The sequence below is a fragment of the Neisseria sp. P0021.S005 genome (assembly GCF_051956955.1).
Genome location: NZ_JBQCWY010000333.1, coordinates 1 through 3,321, shown reverse-complemented (window position 1 = coordinate 3,321; position 3,321 = coordinate 1). Strand labels below are relative to the sequence as shown.

The 3,321-nt window shown below is 50.7% G+C and carries 2 protein-coding genes and 1 pseudogene; 1 reads left to right on the top strand and 2 read right to left on the bottom strand.

Going from position 1 to position 3,321, the window contains the following annotated elements:
- Positions 1-201, top strand: a pseudogene (locus ACTHUE_RS13700) (ribosome biogenesis GTPase YlqF); the annotation flags it as partial.
- A gap of 55 nt (positions 202-256) precedes the next feature.
- On the opposite strand, the gene ACTHUE_RS13695 reads toward ACTHUE_RS13700, so the two are convergent.
- Together ACTHUE_RS13695 and ACTHUE_RS13690 are read right to left on the bottom strand one after the other, a co-directional pair.
- Positions 257-850 (bottom strand): LolA family protein, encoded by a 594-nt coding sequence (locus tag ACTHUE_RS13695; RefSeq protein WP_004520070.1) that lies wholly within the window; start codon positions 848-850, stop codon positions 257-259.
- A gap of 58 nt (positions 851-908) precedes the next feature.
- Positions 909-3,131 (bottom strand): NADP-dependent isocitrate dehydrogenase, encoded by a 2,223-nt coding sequence (locus ACTHUE_RS13690; RefSeq protein ID WP_049336448.1) that lies wholly within the window; start codon positions 3,129-3,131, stop codon positions 909-911.
- Positions 3,132-3,321 lie beyond the last annotated feature (190 nt).

Sequence of the window (3,321 nt, the reverse complement as noted above, 5' to 3'; positions counted from 1 at the left end):
GGCGGACGGGTCAACTACCAAAAGGCCGCTGAAAATATCCTGACTGATTTCCGCGAAGGCAAAATCGGCAGAATCACGCTGGAAACGCCAAACCAATGGGAGGCTTGGCTGAAAAAAGCCAGACAGAAAGAGGCCGAACTCAAAGCCATTCGCGAAGCGAGAAAGGCGGAAAGAAAAGGGCAGCAGCCTTCAGCCGATTAATATAAAAGGCCGTCTGAAATCTATTTTCAGACGGCCTTTTGTTGGGATAGACAATTTAGAGGGCGGTACGGCTGAAGCTGTCCAGAGCTTTATCGGTTTGGATTTGGTTGAACTGCATGATGGTTTTGTCGCCTTGTTTTTCGTCCAATTCAATTTTTCGTACCAGCGTATCGCCGTTGATTTCGATACGGTTGAAGATTTGGCGGGTAATGGCGGTTTTCGGAGTCAGGGTCAACGTCCATTTTTTCTCGTTGCCGTTTAATTTCAAATCAAATTGTTTTTCCAAACCTTGGGTATTGCCGCCCAAAAGGTCGAGGAAGAGTTTGATTTGGCGGCTTTGGCCGTTGAGTTTGCTGGCATTTGGGTTGACCCATTGACTGCCGTTCCATTGCATGATGCCGTCTGAACGCACGCGCAGGGTGGTTTCAAATGGTTTTTGCATTTTCCAGAGCAGGCCTTTTTGTGGGACAAGGGTAAAGCTGCCGCTGGTGGTCATGGGTTTGCTGAGGGATTTGAGCTGGCGTTGTTGGACAAAATTACCTTGCACGTTTTGCGGTTTTTGCAGGGTTTGTGCCAATTCGGCAGGGGAAAATGCCCATAAAGCCGGAGCGCTGATGAGGAGAGTAAGAGAAAGAATGGTTTTTTTCATTGTGTTTCCATAAGGTTTGAGGCCGTCTGAAAGTTCAGACGGCCTTTTATTGCTTTAATTATAAGGTTGACAAGGCCTGATTAAAGGTTGCGCTTGGACGCATCGCTTGTGCGGCTTTTTCAGGATTGGCTGCGTAGTAGCCGCCGATGTCGACCGCTTTGCCTTGTACGGCAGAGAGTTCTTCAACGATTTTGGCTTCGTCAGCAGTCAAAGCGGCTGCCAACGGCGCAAATGCGGCTTTCAGTTCGGCATCTTTGTCTTGCGCCGCCAATTCTTGCGCCCAGTAGAGGGTGAGGTAGAAATGGCTGCCGCGGTTGTCGAGTTCGCCAGCTTTGCGTTTAGGCGATTTGTCGTTCAGAAGCAGTTTTTCGGTGGCTGCATCCAAAGTGTCGGCGAGGACTTGGGCTTTGGTGTTGCCGGTTTTTTGCGCCAGATGTTCAAACGATACGGCGAGTGCGAGGAATTCGCCCAAAGAGTCCCAACGCAAGTGGTTTTCTTCGAGGAATTGTTGAACATGTTTCGGTGCAGAACCGCCTGCACCGGTTTCAAACATACCGCCGCCATTCATCAATGGAACGATAGACAGCATTTTCGCGCTGGTACCCAGTTCCAAAATTGGGAACAAGTCGGTCAGGTAGTCGCGCAGGACGTTACCGGTCACGGAGATGGTGTCTTCTCCGTTTTTCAGACGGCCCAAGCTGAATTTAGCGGCTTCCTCAGGAGCGAGGACGCGGATGTCGAGGCCGTCGGTATCCAGTTCGGCAAGATAGGCTTTAACCTTGGCGAGCAGGCTCTTGTCGTGCGGACGGTTTTCGTCGAGCCAGAATACGGCTGGCGTGTTGCTCAGACGGGCGCGGTTGACGGCAAGTTGTACCCAGTCTTTAACCGGAGCGTCTTTGGTTTGGCACATACGCCAGATGTCGCCGGCTTCAACGTCGTGTTGCATCAGGACATTACCTGCTGCATCAATGACTTGAACTTGGCCGTCGGCTTCGATTTCAAAAGTTTTGTTGTGCGAACCGTATTCTTCGGCTGCTTGCGCCATCAGACCGACGTTAGGAACGGTACCCATGGTTGTCGGGTCAAATGCGCCGTGTTCGCGGCAGAAGTCGATGGTTGCTTGGTAAACACCGGCGTAGCTGCTGTCAGGAATCACGGCTTTGGTGTCTTGCGCTTTGCCGTCTTTATCCCACATACGGCCGGAATTACGAATCATCGCAGGCATAGAAGCATCGACGATGACATCGCTAGGAACGTGCAGGTTGGTGATGCCTTTGTCGGAATCAACCATGGCCAAATCAGGGTTGGCAGCGTAAACAGCAGCGATTTCAGCTTCAACGGCGGCGCGGGTGTCCGCATCCAGTTTGTCCAGATTGGCAAGCAGGTTGCCGAAGCCGTTGTTGACATTAACGCCTGCGGCAGCCAGTTTGTCACCGAATTTTTCAAATACAGGCGCGAAGAATACTTTGACGGCGTGTCCGAAGATAATCGGGTCGGACACTTTCATCATGGTGGCTTTCATGTGCAGCGAGAACAATACGCCTTTAGCTTTTGCGTCTTTCACTTGTTCGGCAAGGAAGGCGAGCAGGGCTTTTTTGCTCATTACGGTCGCGTCGATGATTTCGCCGGCTTTCAGGGCAACAGGCTCGCGCAGCTCTTTTTTGTTGCCTTGTTTGTCGGTGAATACGATGGATACGGAAGTTGCTTCAGGTACGGTAACGGATTGTTCGTTATGGAAAAAGTCGCCGCTTTGCATGGTGGCAACGTGGGTTTTGGAGTCTTTCGTCCATGCGCCCATGCTGTGCGGATGTTTTTTCGCAAAGTTTTTCACTGCCTTAGGCGCGCGACGGTCGGAGTTGCCTTCACGCAGGACAGGGTTTACCGCGCTGCCTTTGATGCGGTCGTAACGTTCGCGCACGGCTTTTTCTTCATCGGTTTGAGGATCGGCAGGATAGTCGGGAACGGCAAAGCCTTTAGACTGCAATTCTTTAATCGCGGCAGTCAGTTGAGGTACGGATGCGCTGATGTTCGGCAGTTTGATCACGTTTGCATCGGGTTGTTTCACCAGTTCGCCCAATTCGGCAAGCGCATCAGGTACGCGTTGCGCTTCGGTCAGGTATTCGGGAAACGCCGCCAAAATACGACCGGAGAGAGAAATGTCGCTGGTTTTGACATCAATATCGGCATGGCGGGTAAACGCCTGCACGATTGGCAACAGGGATTGAGTGGCCAATGCAGGAGCTTCGTCGGTGTAGGTATAGATAATGGTGGATTTAGTCATGGGATTATTCTCTATGTAGGTTAAGTTTTTCTTTTCGGGCACATCGCGAGAAGAAATGTGCTAAGCCTATTATGGCATATTTCGGCGGATTTGGTTGTTGTTTTGATGTTATTGTTTTTTAAGTTGCGGAAAAGAAAAAGGCCGTCTGAAAAGACAGCCTAAATATAAGGACTTATCCGATAATCAAAAC

Bases quoted from the DNA above. Each gene is read 5' to 3' on its own strand.
- ACTHUE_RS13695 (WP_004520070.1), bottom strand. From the start codon at position 850: ATGAAAAAAACCATTCTTTCTCTTACTCTCCTCATCAGCGCTCCGGCT.
- ACTHUE_RS13690 (WP_049336448.1), bottom strand. From the start codon at position 3,131: ATGACTAAATCCACCATTATCTATACCTACACCGACGAAGCTCCTGCA.